Annotated in this window: 11 protein-coding genes; 4 read left to right on the top strand and 7 right to left on the bottom strand. The window is 65.4% G+C overall.

Annotated elements, in window-relative coordinates:
• The first annotated feature begins 10 nt into the window (after positions 1–10).
• The 4 genes from fbcH to IVB12_RS17960 all read left to right on the top strand — a co-directional run bounded on the left by fbcH (position 11) and on the right by IVB12_RS17960 (position 6178).
• Positions 11–2083, top strand: a complete 2073-nt coding sequence (gene fbcH / locus IVB12_RS17975; protein ID WP_247300901.1) for a cytochrome b/c1 — start codon at positions 11–13, stop codon at positions 2081–2083.
• Between the two features lie 176 nt (positions 2084–2259).
• Positions 2260–2934 carry a dienelactone hydrolase family protein gene (locus tag IVB12_RS17970; RefSeq protein WP_247300900.1) on the top strand — a complete coding sequence of 225 codons (675 nt, stop codon included), beginning with the start codon at positions 2260–2262 and terminating at the stop codon, positions 2932–2934.
• Between the two features lie 422 nt (positions 2935–3356).
• A complete protein-coding gene (locus IVB12_RS17965) occupies positions 3357–5522 on the top strand; it encodes an anthranilate synthase component I (RefSeq protein ID WP_247300899.1) in 2166 nt (721 codons plus the stop codon).
• A 116-nt stretch (positions 5523–5638) separates the two neighbouring features.
• On the top strand, positions 5639–6178 hold the full coding sequence (locus tag IVB12_RS17960; RefSeq protein ID WP_011085277.1) for an adenine phosphoribosyltransferase: 540 nt from the start codon (positions 5639–5641) through the stop codon (positions 6176–6178).
• Positions 6179–6199: 21 nt separating this feature from the next.
• On the opposite strand, the gene IVB12_RS17955 is transcribed toward IVB12_RS17960, so the two are convergent.
• From IVB12_RS17955 to IVB12_RS17925, 7 genes are all read right to left on the bottom strand, one after another.
• Entirely contained in the window at positions 6200–6868 is a 669-nt protein-coding gene (locus tag IVB12_RS17955; RefSeq protein WP_247300898.1) for a hypothetical protein, read from the bottom strand.
• A gap of 62 nt (positions 6869–6930) precedes the next feature.
• Positions 6931–7683, bottom strand: coding sequence for a hypothetical protein (locus IVB12_RS17950; RefSeq protein WP_247279628.1), 753 nt, complete (start codon positions 7681–7683; stop codon positions 6931–6933).
• A 193-nt stretch (positions 7684–7876) separates the two neighbouring features.
• The gene (locus IVB12_RS17945) at positions 7877–9112 is read right to left on the bottom strand and encodes a M48 family metallopeptidase (RefSeq protein ID WP_247300897.1); all 1236 of its coding nucleotides are present in this window, start codon (positions 9110–9112) and stop codon (positions 7877–7879) included.
• Between the two features lie 31 nt (positions 9113–9143).
• Complete coding sequence (locus IVB12_RS17940) at positions 9144–9704, bottom strand: LemA family protein (protein ID WP_247300896.1); 561 nt, start codon at positions 9702–9704, stop codon at positions 9144–9146.
• A gap of 136 nt (positions 9705–9840) precedes the next feature.
• The gene (locus tag IVB12_RS17935) at positions 9841–10821 is read right to left on the bottom strand and encodes a small ribosomal subunit Rsm22 family protein (protein ID WP_247300895.1); all 981 of its coding nucleotides are present in this window, start codon (positions 10819–10821) and stop codon (positions 9841–9843) included.
• Between the two features lie 130 nt (positions 10822–10951).
• On the bottom strand, positions 10952–14416 hold the full coding sequence (smc, locus tag IVB12_RS17930; RefSeq protein WP_247300894.1) for a chromosome segregation protein SMC: 3465 nt from the start codon (positions 14414–14416) through the stop codon (positions 10952–10954).
• A 215-nt stretch (positions 14417–14631) separates the two neighbouring features.
• Complete coding sequence (locus IVB12_RS17925; RefSeq protein WP_247300893.1) at positions 14632–15288, bottom strand: DsbA family protein; 657 nt, start codon at positions 15286–15288, stop codon at positions 14632–14634.
• Between the last annotated feature and the right edge of the window lie 124 nt (positions 15289–15412).

The raw sequence follows: 15412 nt of genomic DNA, 5'->3' as shown, positions 1-15412 counted from the left end.
GGATCGCATCATGAGCGGACCATCCGACTACCAGCCGAGCAATCCGGCCCTGCAATGGATCGAGCGGCGTCTGCCGATCTTTGGTCTCATCCATTCCTCCTTCGTCGCCTATCCCACCCCGCGCAACCTGAACTATTGGTGGACCTTCGGCGCCATCCTCTCCTTCATGCTGGGGATGCAAATCCTCACCGGTGTGATCCTGGCGATGCACTACACGCCGCATGCCGATCTCGCCTTCAAGTCGGTCGAGCTGATCGTCCGTGACGTCAATTACGGCTGGCTGTTGCGCAACATGCACGCGGTCGGCGCCTCGATGTTCTTTGTCGCCGTCTACGTCCACATGTTCCGCGGCCTTTACTACGGGTCGTACAAGGAGCCGCGCGAGGTGCTGTGGATCCTCGGCGTCATCATCTACCTGCTGATGATGGCCACGGGCTTCATGGGCTACGTGCTGCCTTGGGGCCAGATGAGCTTCTGGGGCGCCACCGTCATTACCAATCTGTTCTCCGCCATTCCCTATGTCGGCGAGAGCATCGTGACGCTGTTATGGGGCGGCTATTCGGTCGGCAACCCGACGCTGAACCGCTTCTTCTCGCTGCACTATCTGCTGCCGTTCCTGATCGCGGGCGTCGTCGTGCTCCACGTCTGGGCGCTGCACGTCGCCGGACAGAACAACCCCGACGGCGTCGAGCCGAAGACGGAAAAGGACACGGTGCCGTTCACGCCGCACGCGACCATCAAGGACATGTTCGGCGTCACCTGCTTCATGCTGCTCTACGCCTGGTTCATCTTCTACATGCCGAACTATCTCGGCGACGCCGACAACTACATCCCGGCGAACCCGGGCGTGACGCCGCCGCACATCGTGCCGGAATGGTATTACCTGCCGTTCTACGCGATCCTGCGCTCGATACCGAACAAGCTCGCGGGGGTCATCGCGATGTTCGGGGCGATCATCATCCTGTGCTTCCTGCCCTGGCTCGATAGCGCCAGGACGAAGTCATCGAAGTACCGTCCGCTGGCCAAGCAGTTCTTCTGGATCTTCGTCGCGGTCTGTATCCTGCTCGGCTATCTCGGCGCGCAGCCGCCGGAGGGCATTTACGTCGTTGCCGGCCGGGTCCTGACGGTCTGCTACTTCGCCTACTTCCTGATCGTGCTGCCGCTGCTCGCGCGCATCGAAAAGCCGCGACCGGTACCGAATTCGATCTCGGATGCGGTGTTGGCCAAAACCGGGAGCAGGTCGACCCCGATGGTGTCGACCGCGATAATGCTGGCGCTCGCCGGTTCATTGTTCGCGGGCTCGATCGACAGCGCGAAGGCGTCCGAGGGTGGCGACCAGCCGCCGTCAATCAAATGGTCGTTCTCGGGCCCCTTCGGTAAGTTTGACCGCGGCGCGCTCCAGCGCGGCCTGAAGGTCTATAAGGAGGTCTGCGCCAGCTGCCACGGCCTGTCCTACGTCGCCTTCCGCAACCTCGCCGAGCCCGGCGGGCCCGGCTATTCGGTGGCGCAGGCCTCGGCGTTTGCCTCCGAGTACAAGGTCAAGGACGGCCCGAACGATGCTGGTGACATGTTCGAGCGTGCGGGCCGGCCGGCGGACTATTTCCCCTCGCCATTCCCGAACGAGCAGGCGGCGCGTGCCGCGAATGGCGGTGCGGCGCCCCCGGACCTGTCCCTGATCACCAAGGCGCGTTCTTACAAGCGCGGCTTCCCCTGGTTCATCGTCGACTTCTTCACCCAGTACCAGGAGCAGGGTCCGGACTACGTCGCGGCCGTGCTCCAGGGCTTCGAGGACAAGGCCCCCGAGGGCGTCACCATCCCGGAGGGCTCGTACTACAACAAGTACTTCCCGGGCCACGCCATCAAGATGCCGAAGCCGCTCAGCGACGGCCAGGTGACCTTTGATGACGGCTCGCCGACCACGGTCGCGCAATATGCCAAGGACGTCACCACGTTCCTGATGTGGACCGCCGAGCCGCACATGGAAGCGCGCAAGCGCCTCGGTTTCCAGGTGTTCGTGTTCCTGATCATCTTCGCGATCCTGATGTACTTCACCAAGAAGAAGGTCTGGGCCGACTCGCACTGAGCGGCGCGAGACGAGACGAGACGAGTGAAGAAGCCCCCCGCGAGGGGGCTTTTTTTGGATGGTCAAGGGCTCGCGCTACGCGCGCCCCGGAATGACGTGAGTGTGGATTGCGCCGCGCGCTCTCAGCAGCCAAAATACCGCCAATTGCTCCCTCAGAAAACGCGTCGGAGGACACCATGGGAACCACCATCACCTTCAAGCGCCCGGACGGCAAGGACGCCTCGGGCTATCTCGCCAATGCCGCGCGCGGCAACGCGCCGGGCGTGGTCGTGATCCAGGAATGGTGGGGCCTGTCGGACCAGATCAAGGGCCTGTGCGACCGCTTCGCGCTCGCCGGCTTCGATGCGCTGGCACCTGATCTCTACAAGGGCAAGGTGGTGCCCTATCACGACACCGAGAGCGCCAACAACGAGATGAACTCGCTCGACTTCATGGATGCCACCACGCAGACGGTGCGCGGCGCCGCGCAATATCTGTCGCGCAACGGCGCCAAGGTCGGGCTAACAGGCTTCTGCCTCGGCGGCGCCGTCACCATCATCGGCGCGACCAAGATCCCGGAGCTCGCGGCCGGCGTCGTGTTCTACGGCATCCCGCCGGAGCAGGCGGCCAAGCCCGCCGATGTCAAGATCCCGCTCCAGGCCCACTTCGCCAAGAAGGACGATTGGTGCACGCCGGAGCTGGTCAATGGATTCGAGAAGGCCATGAAGGCCGCCGGCAAGTCGCTGGAGCTGTTCCGCTATGACGCCGAGCACGCCTTCGTCAACGAGCAGCGCCAGGCCGTGCACGACCGCGAAGCCGCCGAGCTCGCCTGGGGCAGGGCGACGGAGTTTTTCCGAAAGCATCTGGGATAGGTGGAGCGCCATCAGTCGCGCCACATTTTCGATGTCGCGGCGAAGGCCGGGACGCATAACCCCAGGAGGAGTTATGGCGCGAGCTTGTAACCACTAGTCTTCGTCAAACCAATTCATGTGGCTATCGATCCCGGCCCTTCGGCAGGATGACGGCGGAGGTCGAAGTCGGAGCGCCCCGTATCCCACAGCGCTGACCATCAGGCGGCCACCACGTGACCGCCCTTGACGCCGCCCCCGCGCCATGGTGAGTATCCGCCCATGAGCATCGCCGTCCGCGCAGCCCGTCTCTGGTGGCGCACCTCCTAACGAGGTGGCCGGTGCGATTTTCCTTTCCCAAATCGTCTGAGGTCGCCCACGCAGTGCGGCGGCCTGATCGTTTGTCCTGTGTGGCGTTCCCTCGGCAAGTTTCGTAAGAGGACCACATGAACAGGACAGTCTTTGCCCTCCCGGCCAGAAGTGACTACGTGACCCGTGCAGGTCTTGCGATCACGCGCGTGGCGGAGCAATTTACCGGCGGAGCCAACCGGCTCGATGATCTCATCAACCTGCTCGACCGCCGTCGCGGCGTGGTGCTGTCCTCGGGCACGACCGTGCCCGGCCGCTACGAGAGCTTCGATCTCGGCTTCTCCGACCCGCCGCTCAAGCTCGAGACCACAGGCGTCAATTTCAAGCTGGAAGCGCTGAACGTGCGCGGGCAGGTGCTGATCGCTTTCCTCACTGAGGTCCTGCGCGAGCCCTGCGTGGTGATCTCGGAGAAGACGGCGACGCGCCTTGCCGGCCACATCATCCGTGGCGACGCCCCGGTCGAGGAGGACCAACGCACCCGGCGCGCCAGCGTGATGTCGCTGGTGCGCGATCTCGTCGCCGCGTTCTCCGCCAATGACGACGGCCTGCTCGGCCTGTTCGGCGCCTTCGCCTACGACCTCGTGTTCCAGATCGAGGACCTCGTGCAGAAGCGGCCGCGCGAAAGCGACCAGCGCGACATCGTGCTCTACGTGCCCGATCGCCTGCTGGCCTATGACCGCGCCACCGGCCGAGGCGTGGTGCTCACTTACGATTTCGCCTGGAACGGCAAGTCCACCGAAGGCCTGCCGCGCGAGACCGCCGACAGCCCGTATCTGAAGACGCCGCGGCAAGGATTTGCCGATCACGCCCCCGGCGAATATCAGGCCACGGTCGAGACGGCGCGCGCAGCCTTCGCCCGTGGCGATCTGTTCGAGGCGGTGCCGGGGCAGCTCTTCGCCGAGCCCTGCGACCGCTCGCCGGCCGAAGTGTTCCAGCGCCTCTGCGTCATCAACCCGTCGCCTTACGGCGCGCTGATGAATCTCGGCGAGGGCGAATTCCTGGTATCGGCCTCGCCGGAGATGTTCGTGCGCTCGGACGGACGCCGCGTCGAGACCTGCCCGATATCAGGCACGATCGCGCGCGGCCTCGATGCGATCGGCGACGCCGAGCAGATCCGCCAGCTCCTGAACTCGGAGAAGGACGAGTTCGAGCTCAACATGTGCACCGACGTCGACCGCAACGACAAGGCGCGCGTCTGCGTGCCCGGCACGATCAAGGTGCTGGCGCGGCGGCAGATCGAGACCTACTCAAAGCTGTTCCACACCGTCGACCACGTGGAGGGCATGCTGCGTCCCGGCTTCGACGCTCTCGATGCCTTTCTCACCCACGCCTGGGCAGTGACCGTGACCGGCGCCCCAAAGCTCTGGGCGATGCAGTTCGTAGAAGATCACGAACGCTCGCCTCGGCGCTGGTACGCCGGCGCGATCGGCGCGGTGAATTTCGACGGCAGCATCAACACCGGCCTCACCATCCGCACCATCCGCATGAAGGATGGCCTCGCCGAGGTGCGCGTCGGCGCGACCTGCCTGTTCGATTCCGATCCCGCCGCCGAAGACCGCGAGTGCCAGGTCAAGGCCGCCGCGCTGTTCCAGGCGCTGCGCGGCGATCCGCCAAAACCGCTCTCGACCTTCGCGCCCGATGCGACCGGCTCGGGCAAGCAGGTGCTGTTGATCGATCACGACGACAGCTTCGTGCACATGCTCGCCGACTATTTTCGCCAGGTCGGCGCCAGCGTCACCGTGGTCCGCTATGTGCATGCGCTCGACATGCTCAAGCAGAAGAGGTGGGACTTGCTGGTGCTGTCGCCGGGCCCCGGCAGGCCGGAGGATTTCGCAATCAAGAAAACCATCGATGCGGCGCTGGAGAAGAAGCTGCCGGTGTTCGGCGTCTGCCTCGGCGTGCAGGCGATCGGCGAATATTTTGGCGGCGAGCTCGGGCAGCTCACCCATCCCGCCCACGGCCGGCCCTCGCGGGTGCAGGTGCGCGGCGGGCGACTGATGCGCAATCTGCCGAACGAGATCGTCATTGGCCGGTATCATTCGTTATTTGTCGAGCGCGACAGCATGCCCGAAGTTCTGAGCGTGACCGCCAGCACCGAGGACGGCGTCGCCATGGCGCTCGAGCATAAGACCCTGCCGGTCGCCGGCGTGCAATTCCACCCGGAATCGCTGATGTCGCTCGGTGGCGAGGTGGGTTTGCGAATTGTCGAGAATGCGTTCCGGCTGGATGCGGGAGCAAATTGAGCGCAGGATATTTCATATTTCGTCATTCCGGGGCGGCTCGAAGAGCCGAACCCGGAATCTCGAGATTCCGGGTTCGCGCTTTGCGCGCCCCGGATGACAACTGAGATGAGACATCGATGACCTTTGACCACGATCTGAAGGCGAGCGTTCGCACCATCCCGGACTATCCGAAGCCAGGGATCATGTTCCGCGACATCACCACGCTGCTCGCGGACGCGCGCGCGTTCCGCCGCGCGGTCGATGAGCTAGTTAATCCCTGGGCCGGCAACAAGATCGACAAGGTTGCCGGCATGGAGGCGCGCGGCTTCATCATCGGCGGCGCGGTGGCGCATCAGCTCTCGGCGGGATTTGTGCCGATCCGGAAAAAGGGCAAGCTGCCGCACACCACCGTGCGCATCGCTTACTCCCTCGAATATGGCATCGACGAGATGGAAATGCATGTCGACGCCATCCAGCCCGGCGAGCGCGTGATCCTGGTCGACGACCTCATTGCCACCGGCGGCACCGCGGAAGGCGCGGTGAAGCTGTTGCGCCAGATCGGCGCCAATGTCGTCGCGGCCTGCTTCATCATCGACCTGCCCGAGCTCGGCGGCGCTGCCAAGCTGCGCGCCATGGACGTGCCGGTGCGCACGCTGATGACGTTCGAGGGGCATTGAGCAAGCCCTGGTAATTCCAGGCTACGACCGCTGCAGGATCAAGCTGAGTTCGAGTTCGCGGAACGCAATGTAGTTCCGCCGGGTCCACTGGTGCAGCTCGGTCGAGGCGTCCTTTTCCTGGCGCAAATAGCCGGTGAAGGAGAAGTTCAGCCGGTCGATATAGGTCTTGAGGAAGCCCGGCAGGGCCGGCAGGCGGAACAGGCGGCCGCCGGCCATCGCGGGCGGCAGCTCGCCGCGCACGATATATTCGTTGTCCACCGTGATCAGGTTCACGCGCGGGATTTGCCCGCGCAGCATCTCATGGCCCCGCGCCGAGGTGCGGTCGGTATCGGCGACGAACAGGATCTGAGGCGCGACGTGGCGGCGGGCCGCCTCCTTGAGCAGGCCGATCTCCTCGGTCATCTTGAAGAACTCGTCGAAGGCGTGGAAGCCGAGGTCGATCACCTTGGCAAGGCCGTCATCGATGATGACGCGGTCCATCAGCTGCATCTTGCCGTAGGTGTCGATCACGTCCGCGGTCTCGGTGACAGCAGGCAAGTAATCGAGCAGCGACGGCTCCTTCAGGTTGACGTCAAAGGCCGCGACGTTACCGTTCTTGAGCAGCAGGAATTCGGTGAGCAGCCGCGCCAGCAGGGTCTTGCCGACCTGCGGGCGGGGCGAGCATATGATGTAGACGGGTGTCGCGGGCATCACGAACTATTATCTGAGCGAACTCGCCGCCCAATCCAGCCGTATCAGCCTCGCTTGCGCAACTATTTTTCGCTGTTGCGGGTGGCGGATTTCGAACCGACGATGTCGGTCAGCCGGATCCGGTCGAACTCGCTCCAGACATTGGCCAGCCAGTGCCGGACATAGCCGCGCAGCACGAACGAGTAGTTCGCGGCGTCGTCGTTGAGGCCCTTGTTGGCGACGAACTTCAGGAACGGAACGGAGGAGACCTCGACCTGCTCATAGGCCATTTCGTTGAGCTTGGGGATGGTCAGCTCGGTCGCGTCCTTGATGCGGTGGAAATAGGAATTGTAGGTCGCCTGGTCCCACTGGAAGAACTGGGTGTCGTTGATGAAGTTCTTCACCAGGAAATATTTCGCGCCGCCCATGAAGCCGGCGGTCTCCGCGATCTCCTCCAGCGAGGCGATCGAGGGCCCGAGGATGTGGAACACGGCAAAGGTAATCTGGCCGGCCTTGGCTGCGTCGAGGAAGCCGATGTCGCGGAGCGAAGCCAGCGCTGGCGAGAGCAGGCCGGCGCGGACGTCGATCACGGTCACCGACGGGCTCACCGCGTTGAGGGTATCGAAAATCTTCATCTGATCCGACGTCGTCGTCATGTCGACGATCTCGGTGATGTCGGGGTGGAAGCGCTTCAGGGTTCCGCGCGGCGACTCCGTGTCGAACGCCCGCGTCGGCACGTTGTTGGCGGAAAAATAATCGAGCAAGGTACGCGACACCGTGGTCTTGCCGACCCCGCCCTTGTCTGCGCCCACCACAACCACTGCCGGCTTTGCCATTGCTGTCCCCTAACGCGCCCCCGATCGCGAGGTCGCAATCGGCCGGGCCCCAAATCGATGTCCCGAGTCTGCTGTTGGGCGCGAACATGGCAGAAACAAGGGAGAATTCAATTCCGGAGGTCCCAGTTACGGCAAATCCCGAGGTTTTTCCCAATCGCGGAGAAACTCGCCGCGCATGGCGGGAATCAGGTGCTCAATGACGGCCCCAAGGACCCACAGAATTACCCATGGGATTGCCCTCCGGGTTGCTGCCTGCGGTTCCGGAGGGACTGGCTGCGGGCACGGGCGGCGGGCTCCCCGATCCGTCGGCATCATCCCATGGGCCATGGCGCAGCGGCGGCGGGGCATCCTGCCGGCCGGCTTGCGCCCCCGGCTCTTTCGTCTCGTCAGTAAGAGTCGGCATTGGACCGGGGTCGCGGCCCCCGGCAAACTTGATCAGCGCGTCGACCCGCGACTGCACCGAAGGGTGGGTTGCAAACAGATCGGCAAAGCCCTCGCGCGGATTGTCGACGCAGAGCTCCATCACGGCCGAGGTCGCGCCGGGCAATTCGCCGCGATTCTCGATCTTGCGCAGCGCCGAGATCATCGAGTCGGGGTTTTTCGTCAGCTCGACCGAGCCGGCGTCGGCGAGATATTCGCGTGACCGCGACAGCGCCAGCTTGACCACCTGCGACAGCAGCCAGGCCACCACGAGCAGCACGATCGCAATGATGATGACGATGATTGCGCCACCGCCGGAGCTCTTGCTGTCGCTCGACGACGGGGACGATCGCGACGACGAGGAGGAGCCCGAGGACCACGAGCCACCCGAGCCGGAGCTCCAGTTGAGATTCGTGAACAGGCGGAAGAACAATTCGCCGAAGAAGCCGACCACGCCGGCGATGATGACGGCGACGACCATGAGCTGCACGTCGCCGTTCTTGATGTGGGTCAGCTCGTGGCCCAGCACTGCCTCGATCTCCTTGTCGTTCAGCGCATCGAGGAGACCGGTGGTGACGGTGATCGAATATTGCCGCGGATTGAGGCCGGCCGCGAACGCGTTCAGCGCCGGGCTCTCCATGATCTTCAGCTTCGGCATGGTGATGCCGCGCGAGATGCAGAGGTTTTCGAGCAGGTTGTAGAGCCGCGGCTGCTCCTGCCGGGCGACGTCGTGACCGCCGGTGACGGCGTCGATCATCGACTGGTGGAAGAAATAGGCGATCGTGATCCAGGCGATCGCCGCGACGGTCGCGAAAGGTGCGGCTTTGAGCAGGTCGGCGAAGGCGCGGCTCAGATAGTAGGCCACCGTGCCATTGCCGTTGATGACGACCTCGGCAATCAGCGCGCCCGCATAGACCAGCACGTAGACCAGCATGAACAGGCCGGCGAGCAGCAGCATCGAACGAAACTTGTTCGAGGCGATGTGCGTGTAGAGACCATACGCGGCCATGACGCGTGCCCTGCCGGTCTATCGGCTCAACTCAGAACTTCACCTGCGGCGCGATTTCGACTTCGGTGCGGCTGGCGCCGAGATCGAAGAACTCCTTCCGGGTGAAGCCGAACATGCCGGCGAACAAAGCGGCAGGCATCTGCTGGATGCCGGTGTTGTATTCCTGGACCGCGTTGTTGAAGAAGCGTCGGCTCGCCGCGATCTTGTTCTCGAGGTCGGAGAGCTCGCTGGCGAGTTGCTGGAAATTGGCGTTGGCCTTGAGGTCGGGATAGGCCTCCGACAGCGCGATCAGCCGGCCGAGTGCGCCGGAGAGCTGGTTCTCGGCCGCGGATACCTGCGCCGGTCCCTGCGCCGACATCGCCGAATTGCGCGCCTTGATGACGTCGTCGAGCGTGCCGCGCTCGTGCGAGGCGTAGCCCTTCACGGTCTCGACCAGGTTCGGGATCAGGTCGTGCCGTTGCTTGAGCTGCACGTCGATGTCGGCAAAGGCCTGGCCGACGCGCTGGCTCAGCGCCACCAGGCGGTTGTAGGCGCTGAAGGCGAGCAGCACGAGGACGACGATGACGCCGAGAACGATCCAGCCGATCGACATGGAGAACTCCTGGAGAGGGGAAGAAGGCGGGCGCAGCCTAGACCAAATTGGCGCAGGGCGAGAGCCCCGGCGCGGGGAGGTAAGGCTTGGTCGGACGAGGAACCATCTGAGTTCAAGGCCAGAGGGGCGATCGAGGTTAACTTTCGGACATGATCGCATCGCCCCAGCGCCAGCGCCGGGCCTGCGCATAGGCGGGCTTGTCGCGTCGTGGGACTTTCGTCAGCGCGACCCCAGTCTCGGTGCAGAGCTTTGCCGTGATCTCCGCCTTGCCGAGGTCCGGTGGCGCCAGCACGCGCGAGGCGCGCGGCGCAGGCGGCGTGCGGGTCAGGGCGACGTAGATGAAGCGCTCGTCTTCGAACGGCACCTCGGCGCCCTTGATCTGGCGGTGCGCCTGCGAGCGCGGCAGGCGCTGGCTGAAATGGCACCAGTCGGGCGCGATGAGCGGGCACGGCTTGTCGTGCGGACAGGGTGCGGCGACGTAGGCGCCTGCCGCGATCAGTTGCTGGCGCAGCGCGAGAATGCGCGTGTAGCCGGCGGGCGTGCCGGGCTCGATCACCACCAGCGCGTGCCGCGCTTTGGTCCACATGGCCGCCGCGAGCTTGCGCTGGTCGCCTTCGTTGAGCTCGCCGATGACGTAGCTCGCAACGACGAGATCGGCTTGCGAGACCTCGGCGAGGTTCGCGCCGGCGTCGCCCGGCAGATAGCGGCAGTCCGCGAGGCGGGTACTGTCATGTGCGAGTTCGAGCGCGAGCCGGCTGAGAGTGGCGTTGGCGTCGAGCAGGGTAAAATCCTGAAGCGAGGCAAACGCCTCTGCGGCGGCCCAGCTCGCGGTGCCTGGACCTGCGCCGATGTCGAGCAGGCTTTCCGGAGCGAGGTCCGGTGCGATCGCGGTCAGCGCATTCAGGCTTGCGGCCACCGCCGCATACGTCGCCGGCATGCGCGCCAGCGCGTAGGCAAGCGCATCGGCTTCCGACTTGATCGCGCTCGAGCCGCCACCTGAGCGATAGGTGTTGGATATCTTTTGCGAGCGCTGTGCTGCCTCGGTGCGCGAAAAGCCCTGCAGCCTCGCATCGAGGGCCGCCTTGAGTTCAGCGGGGAGGGTGGGTGAGATTATCATCCGCGGTCATGCCCCGCGTAGGCGGGGCATCCAGTACTCCGAGACGGTGCCGTCAAGCCGAGAAGCCGCGGCGTACTGGATCATCCGCCTGCGCGGATGATGACGTCAATGGGTATGGAGGGATCGCGCGTCACGCCACGTTCTGGTCGAGAATATCCACCGCCTCTTGCAGGCTCACCGACACCAGCTGCGAGACGCCGCGCTCGGCCATGGTGACGCCGAACAGCCGGTTCATGCGCGCCATCGTGATCGGGTTGTGTGTGATGATGATGAAGCGGGTGTCGGTCGAGCCGGTCATCTCGTGCAACAGGTTGCAGTAGCGCTCGACATTGTGGTCGTCGAGCGGCGCGTCGACTTCGTCCAGCACGCAGATCGGCGAGGGATTGGTGAGGAACACCGCGAAGATCAGCGCCATCGCGGTCAGCGCCTGCTCACCGCCCGAGAGCAGCGACAGCGTCTGCGGCTTCTTGCCCGGCGGCTTGGCGATGATTTCGAGACCGGCTTCGAGCGGGTCGTCGCTCTCGATCAGATGCAGTGCGGCCTCGCCGCCGCCGAACAGTTCGACGAACAGGCGCTTGAAGTGGCTGTTGACGACCTCGAACGAGGTCAGGAGCCGCTCGCGCGCCTCCTTGTTGAGGCTCTGGATGCCTTGGCGCAGCCGCTTGATGGCCTCAACCAGGTCGTCACGCTCGGTGACGAGGCCGGTGTGCTGGGTCTCGACCTCGCGCAGCTCTTCCTCGGCGCGCAGGTTGACTGCGCCGAGGCGCTCGCGGTCGCGGCGCATCTTTTCGAGCTCTTCCTCGATGTCGTGCAGCGGCGGCAGCTCGGCACCGGGCTCGATCTCGGCGAGGCCGGCGACGGCCTGCGGCTCGACTTCGAGCATGTCGCGGATCTCGCGCTCGATGTCCTCGAGCCGGCGCCGCGCGCCTTCCATGCGTTCCTCGGCGCGCGCGGTGGCCTCGCGCGCGCTGGAGAGCGCCTCTAACGTCAGCTTCGCGACGCGGTCGGTCTCCGCCATCGCGGTTTCGGCGGCGGCGAGCGCGTCGGCGGCCATGCGGCGCTCGTTCTCGGCGTATTCGATCTCGGTGATCAGCGCGCTGCGCTTCTCGGCGAACAATGCCGGTGCGTTTTCGAGCTCGCCGCGCTCGATCGTCAGTTCGGCGATGCGGGCCTGGATGGTGTCGATGTGGGAGGCCGCGCTCTCCTTGCGGTTCTGCCACTCGGTGCGTTCGGCGAGGATCGCCTGCACGCGGCGGTCGGCGAGCTCGGCTTCGCGCGCCAGTGCCTGCGCCTCGGCGCGGACCTGGGCGGCCATGCGGCGATGGCCCTCAATGTCGCTGCGGACGGCGGCGAGACGGGTCTCGGTGTCCTCGCTCGACGGCAGCTCGCCAATGCCGGCTTCGGCGTATTCGTAGGCGGCCTCGGCCTCGGCGCGGTCGGCGGCGAGGCGGCTGTGCGCTTCCGACAGCGTCGCCTTGCGCGCGGCATGGCGGCTGATCTCGCGTTCGGCGGTGGCATGGCGCTCGCGCGCGACGTTGAGCTCGCGCTGCGCGGCACGCCAGGCTTCGCGGCTGGCGCCTTCGGTGCTGGCCGCCATCTGCAACTCGGACTCGGCATTCTCGAGCGCCTGGCGCTTGATCTGCGCGTCGATGCGGGCCTGCTCCAGCTCGTTCTCGATGTCGACGAGGCGGGCGCGCTCCGCGAGGCGCCGCGCGGCACCCGTCGGGGCATGAGCTGCGGCGACAAAGCCGTCCCAGCGCCAGACATCGCCCTCGGGCGAAACCAACCGCTGGCCGGTCTTGAGCTGCGAGACCAGCTCGGCGCCGCGCTCGCGCGGCACGACGCCGATCTGCGCCAGGCGGCGGGCCAGCTCAGCCGGCGCCTGCACGTGGTTGGCAAGCGGAACGACGCCTTCGGGCAGCTCCGGATCGCCGTCGGTGACGCCGGCATTGGTCCAGCGCATCGGCGCCGAGGGATCGACCGGCGCGTCGAGATCGTCGCCGAGCGCGGCGCCGATCGCCTTTTCAAATCCCTTGTCGACGGTGATGCCGTCGATGATCGGCGGCCACAGGTTCTTGGTCTCGCCGTTGACGATCTTGGAGATCGTGCGCGCCTCGGTCTCGAGCCGCTGCACGCGCTTGTCGGCTTCGACCAGCGGCGAGCGCGAGGATTCCAGCGTCTGGCGCGCGGCGACATGCGCGGCTTCGCTTGCCTGCGCTGCGGCTTCGGAAGCCGCCAGCGTCTGCTCTGCGATCTCGACCAGAGCGGTCAGCTCATCGAGATCGCCGAAGCCGCCGGTCTCCTGCGCAAGCTTCTGCTCTTCCGCCGCGACATTCGCGATCTCCTGGTCGAGCCGGGCGAGCTTGTCGCGATGGGTGCGGACGTTGGCCTCTAACTGGTTGCGCTTGGCGGTGAGGTCGGCGAGCGCGGTGGTGAGCTCGGCGAAGCGCTGCTCCGTTTCGGTCAGCACCGCCTCGGCTTCCGCGACGCGCTCATCGACACCGGAGCGCTTCTCGACCCGCGACTTGATCTCTTCCTTCAGCTCGGCGTCTTCGGCGTCGAGTCGCTGCAGCGCCACGTCGGCGTCCATGGTCTGCTGCTGGGCGCGCGAGATGTCGCCCTCGAACTGGGCGAGACGGCGTTCGAGCTCGGCGACGCGCTCCTTGGCGCGCTCTTCCTCACGGTCGAGCTGCTCGCGGGCATTGGTGAGGCGCTGGAGCCCGGCCGCGGCGCGCGCTTCGGCATCGCGCAGCGCCGGCATCTCGGCGGCGCGGATGGCCTGGATGCGGGCGGCTTCGGCCTGGTGCTGGGTGCGCTCGGCCATCTCGCGGACCGCGAGATCGTGCGTCTGCCCGGACTCGTTGACGTCGGCATGGGCGCCGAGCCAGCGCAGGTGATACAGCGTGGCCTCGGCCTTGCGCACCTTGGCCGCGACCTCGCGGTAGCGCACCGCCTGGCGGGCCTGCTTCTTCAGGCCTTCCATCTGGCCGGAGAGCTGCCCGATCACGTCCTCGACGCGGGTGAGGTTGGTTTCGGCCGCCTTCAGCCGCAGTTCGGCCTCGTGACGGCGCGCGTGCAGGCCGGCGACGCCGGCGGCATCTTCCAGCACGCGGCGGCGCTGCTCGGGCTTGGCCTGGATGATTTCGCCGATCTTGCCCTGGTGGACGAGCGCCGGCGAGCGCGCGCCGGTGGCGGCGTCGGCGAACAGGATCTGCACGTCGCGGGCGCGCACATCGCGGCCGTTGATGCGATAGACCGAGCCGGCCTCGCGCTCGATGCGGCGGGAGATTTCGAGGATCTGACTGTCGTTCATCGCCGCCGGCGCGGTGCGATCGGCATTGTCGATCGTCATCGTCACTTCGGCGTGGTTGCGCGCCGGGCGGTTGCCGGAGCCGGCGAAGATCACCGCGTCCATATCGGCGGCGCGCAGCGACTTGTATGATGTCTCACCCATCGCCCAGCGCAGCGCCTCGACCAGATTCGACTTGCCGCAGCCATTGGGGCCGACCACGCCGGTCAGGCCGGGCTCGATAACGAAGTCCGTGGGCTCAACGAAGGACTTGAAGCCGTGAAGGCGCAGGCGGGTGATTTTCATAAACACGCATCTCTGTTGGCAGGCGCGAATCCCCTGCCCGGACAATACCATGGAAGGCATTGTCGCTGTCTGGGCGAGTCGCGCGAGGCGGCTCGTGCGGCGGACAATGGCCGCGGTGCGCCGCGAGGGCAACCGGCGAAAGCCGCTTTTCCCAAGGGATTTACGCCAGGAATGATACGGCTTTAGATGCGCGAATCAGAATTGTGGCGTGCGAATCAGCTCTTCAGCAGCGCATTGATCTTCTTGGCGAACTCCTCGAACGAGGCCTCGCCCTTGATCTTCTCGCCGTTGATGAAGAACGTCGGCGTCGAATCCACCTTCAGAACGTCGCTGGCGTATTTCTGGTCGGCGGCGATCTTGTCGAGCAGCGCCTGGTCCTTCAGGCAGGCCTCGACCTGCTGCTGGGTGAGACCGGCCTGCTTGCCGATCCGTGTCAGGGTCTCGGTGGTGTTCTTCACCACCCAGTCGTTCTGCTGGCGGAACAGCATGTCGGTGACCGCAAAATATTTCGGTGCGTCGCCATTGGCGATGCAGCGCGACAGCATCGAGCCTGCGGCGGCTTTGATGTCGAGTGGGAACTCGCGGAAGATGTAACGCACCTTGCCGGTGTCGATGTATTCCTTCTTGATCTTGGGGAACACCTGCTCGTTGAAGGCCGCGCAATGCGGGCAGGTCATCGAGGCGTATTCGATGATGGTGACGGCGGCATCGTTCGGGCCGAGCGCCATGTCGGGAAGCGACACGGGCTTCGCCACATCAGCGGCGGACTGGGCCATGGCCTCGGACATCAACCGCAGCGGCGAGAACCCGGCGAGCGCGGCAAGCCCGGTCAGCGACAGCATCGTTGTGAAGGCGCGGCGGGTGATGATCACGGTCGGCTCCCGGATTGGCAAAGTGTCGCCCGAGGATTCTATCGAGTTCCCGCCCGGGCGGCCTGTCGCTAGCTTGAAACGTCGATTGAGGCAATGGCGAGCGACAAGTCGAGGTCCAGATTAG

Source organism: Bradyrhizobium sp. 179 (assembly GCF_023073535.1).
In the GTDB taxonomy this organism is placed as follows: domain Bacteria; phylum Pseudomonadota; class Alphaproteobacteria; order Rhizobiales; family Xanthobacteraceae; genus Bradyrhizobium.
Note: the sequence above shows the minus strand (reverse complement) of the source record. Positions and strands in the feature narration are given on the sequence as shown.